Origin of the sequence: Caballeronia sp. (genome assembly GCF_028292365.1) — a bacterium.
Classification (GTDB): Bacteria; Pseudomonadota; Gammaproteobacteria; order Burkholderiales; family Burkholderiaceae; genus Caballeronia.
The window spans coordinates 1-2,879 of the sequence record NZ_JAQGMM010000596.1 but is presented as its reverse complement, the minus strand read 5'-3'; the positions used below and the strand labels follow the sequence as shown (position 1 = coordinate 2,879).

4 protein-coding genes are annotated in these 2,879 nt (G+C 60.7%); 1 reads left to right on the top strand and 3 read right to left on the bottom strand.

Translation table 11 applies throughout. The features are described from left to right. A partial coding sequence (locus tag JWR14_RS35060; RefSeq protein WP_299718669.1) for a DUF1501 domain-containing protein occupies positions 1-297 on the top strand: 297 nt, incomplete at its 5' end. Positions 298-318: 21 nt separating this feature from the next. On the opposite strand, the gene JWR14_RS35055 is transcribed toward JWR14_RS35060, so the two are convergent. The 3 genes from JWR14_RS35055 to JWR14_RS35045 all read right to left on the bottom strand — a co-directional run. Further along, entirely contained in the window at positions 319-1,212 is an 894-nt protein-coding gene (locus JWR14_RS35055) for a squalene/phytoene synthase family protein (RefSeq protein WP_299718667.1), read from the bottom strand. Between the two features lie 234 nt (positions 1,213-1,446). Next, positions 1,447-2,250: a transglutaminase family protein gene (locus JWR14_RS35050; RefSeq protein WP_299718664.1), complete on the bottom strand. Its 804-nt coding sequence runs from the start codon at positions 2,248-2,250 to the stop codon at positions 1,447-1,449. Positions 2,251-2,278: 28 nt separating this feature from the next. Continuing rightward, on the bottom strand, positions 2,279-2,879 hold a 601-nt coding region (locus JWR14_RS35045), incomplete at its 5' end, for a transglutaminase family protein (RefSeq protein WP_299718662.1).

The window sequence follows — 2,879 nt, the reverse complement described above, 5'->3', positions numbered from 1 at the left end:
CGATGGAACGAGACGCTCATCATGACCTATGCCGAGTTTGGCCGGCGGCCGCGTGAGAACCAGAGCAACGGGACGGATCACGGCACGGTTGCGCCGCATTTCGTGACGGGCGGCCGGGTGAATGGTGGGCTTCATGGTGTGGCGCCGGAATTGGCGCGACTGGATGGGAACGGCAATTTGCCGGTCGGCGTGGACTTCCGGCAGATGTACGCGACTGTGCTGGGGCCGTGGTGGGGCATGAATTCCGCCGCAGTGCTCGGGCAGAAGTTCGAGACGTTGCCTTTGCTGCGGGCTTGAGGAATGTCCCGTCAAGAAACCTTATCTGACGCGCCAACTGATCCACAGTTTGCGAATAGGCGTGAGCGCAATCCGCTGATGAAGCACCTGGAAGTTCTCGCGTTCTATCTCTTCGAGCAAAGCCAGCGATAAAGCCGCTTGCGTACGCAGCACGCGCTGTGTCGCGCGCTCGTCCGGGGGGATTGCAGCCACTGACTGCTTGAGCGCTTCCCGTGCGCGGCCGGTCTGGAAGCGCATGAGCTCAATGAACGCATCGCTGTATTTGCGGTTGATGAGATCGGCCGCCGTGACATTGAAGCGCTGCATTTCATCAAGCGGGATATAGATGCGGCCGTGACGCGCGTCGTCACCAATTTCCGCGATGCGCTCCGCTAGCATCAGCGCCGTGCCAAGCGAATTGGCCAAGCCCGGTGCGTCATCAGGACGGCGTGCACTTGCGCGCGCGATGATCAACGCAAACTCGCCGCCGACGTTGTCCAGGTAGCGCCGCAAACCTTGCCAGTCAAGATAACGCGCCTGATCGAGATCCATGCTAAAGCCATCGGCCAGATTGTTGATGGATGTCCGCCCTTGCTCGTCGAGAACCGGCGTATTCGCCCGATGCGTGGCGATCGCCTTCGTCACGGGATGCGCAGGTTCGCCGCCAAACAGGCTCGCTAATTCCTTTTGCCACCACGCGTGCTTGGTCCGGCCGATGGTCGGATCGCTCGTTTCCTTGACAGTGTCTTCCAGCTCGCGGCGCAATGCGTAAAACGCGGTCAGGAGCGGCCGACTGGCTAAGGGCGCACGACGCAAGGCGTAGTACGTACTGGAGCCATCGGGTGCGGCTTTTTGCTGGCAGTAGTCGTCGAAATTCACGGCAATGGAAGGTGATGACGGCGTAAGCCGATCGGTCCGGGCCAGAAAAAAAGCCATTGAAACTCAATGGCTCGCGCGTGTTCTGGAGACTGGACAGGTAAGGGAGGAGTCTTTTTCGGTGCGGCGGAACCTGCTTCACCACCCGCAATATTCAGCGCGAATTATCCCCCGGATGAGCATGTGCTGCAAGGCGGGGCTGCAAGACGGGGCGAAACGGGTGCCCCCACGCGGCGACATCGACCCGTTCCTCGCCGCGTAATATCAATTAGATATCCAGACTAAACACGCTCGTCACTCCGCCTTGCAGACCACATCGAATTTGAGCAGCGTGGTGGGGCCGAAGGTATTGCTGATGGCGACATCGGCGGCGTCTCGGCCTCGCGCCATCAGCACGCGGCCCATTCGCGGCACGTTGTTGCGGGCATCAAAGGTCTGCCAGCTTCCGCCGATAAAAGCCTCGAACCACGCCGCGAAATCCATGGCGGTGTAGGGCGGCGGCATACCGGCGTCGCTGATATACCCCGTGCAGTAACGCGCCGGAATATTCATCGCGCGACACAACGTGACCGCTAGATGCGCGAAGTCGCGGCATACGCCTTGACGCTCGTTATACGCTTCCCACGCCGTCTTGGTCGGCCGTGCGTGCGCGTAATTGAACACGATATGGTTATGCACGAAATCACAAATAGCCTGTACGCGCGGGCGTCCCAGCGGCGTATTGCCAAACGTTTTCCACGCGAAGTCGGACAGCAGGTCCGTTTCGCAATACCGGCTGCCGAGCAGGAACACCAGGCATTCGTTCGGCAGGTTTTCAACGGGATGCTGCTCGCCATCCGGCCCGGGCTTTTCAAATTCGGCCGGCACTTCAAGCAACGCCGAAGTCGACAGTGCTATCTGGCCCTCGGGTGCAACAATCCGGCTGCACAGGTTGCCGAAGCCATCGCGATACTGCGAGATCGGCACCGGTGGATCAACGACTAGCAGATCGGCGAGCAAGACCTGCGGGGCGAACGAGAAATGCGTATTCAGCATGAGAAGCATGGGTGTCGGTTGTTGACACTCGTAGACCAGCTCGTAACCAACGCGGAGTTTCATGGGAGTGGCCTTTCTATGGAAGAGGACATCAGCGGTTCTCGGTCACGCTGACCTCGACATCGAGGCTGCGGAATGAGCCGGGCTCGCCGTTCCAGGTTCCCCATAGCGGGAGGGCCTGATGGTGGTCCCATGCAACCGCGACGCGGATGAGATGACGGTTGCCGATTATGCTGTTGGTCGGGTCGAAATCGACCCAGCCAGCGCCGGGAAGATAAATTTGCAGCCACGCGTGCGTGGCGCCACCGCCGCGCGTGGTGTCGCGCTTGCTGTCAGGCGGGGTGTCTAATTCAGGCACGAAGATGTAGCCGCTGACAAACCGCGCGGCCAGACCCAGCGAGCGTACCGCGTCCATCATGAACACCGCGAAGTCCCGGCAACTGCCGGTGCGCAGGCGCAACGTATCGGCGGGACGGTTCACGCCTTTTTCGGTGCGGCGGACGTACTTGAAGTCGTCGTTGATTGCCTGGTTGATCTTGCGCAGCAGCGCCATCGTGCCCATGGGTTCGCCGGGCGTGACAAAGCGTTTTGCCCAGGCATCGACATCGCCATCCGGCTCCGGCCGGTTGCGCGCGTTGACGAGGTCCGACGCTTCCTCATTCGTGTACGCAAACGGAAACGTGGCGGCGTAG

Bases quoted from the DNA above. Each gene is read 5' to 3' on its own strand.
- JWR14_RS35055 (WP_299718667.1), bottom strand. From the start codon at position 1,212: ATGGCTTTTTTTCTGGCCCGGACCGATCGGCTTACGCCGTCATCACCT.
- JWR14_RS35050 (WP_299718664.1), bottom strand. From the start codon at position 2,250: ATGAAACTCCGCGTTGGTTACGAGCTGGTCTACGAGTGTCAACAACCG.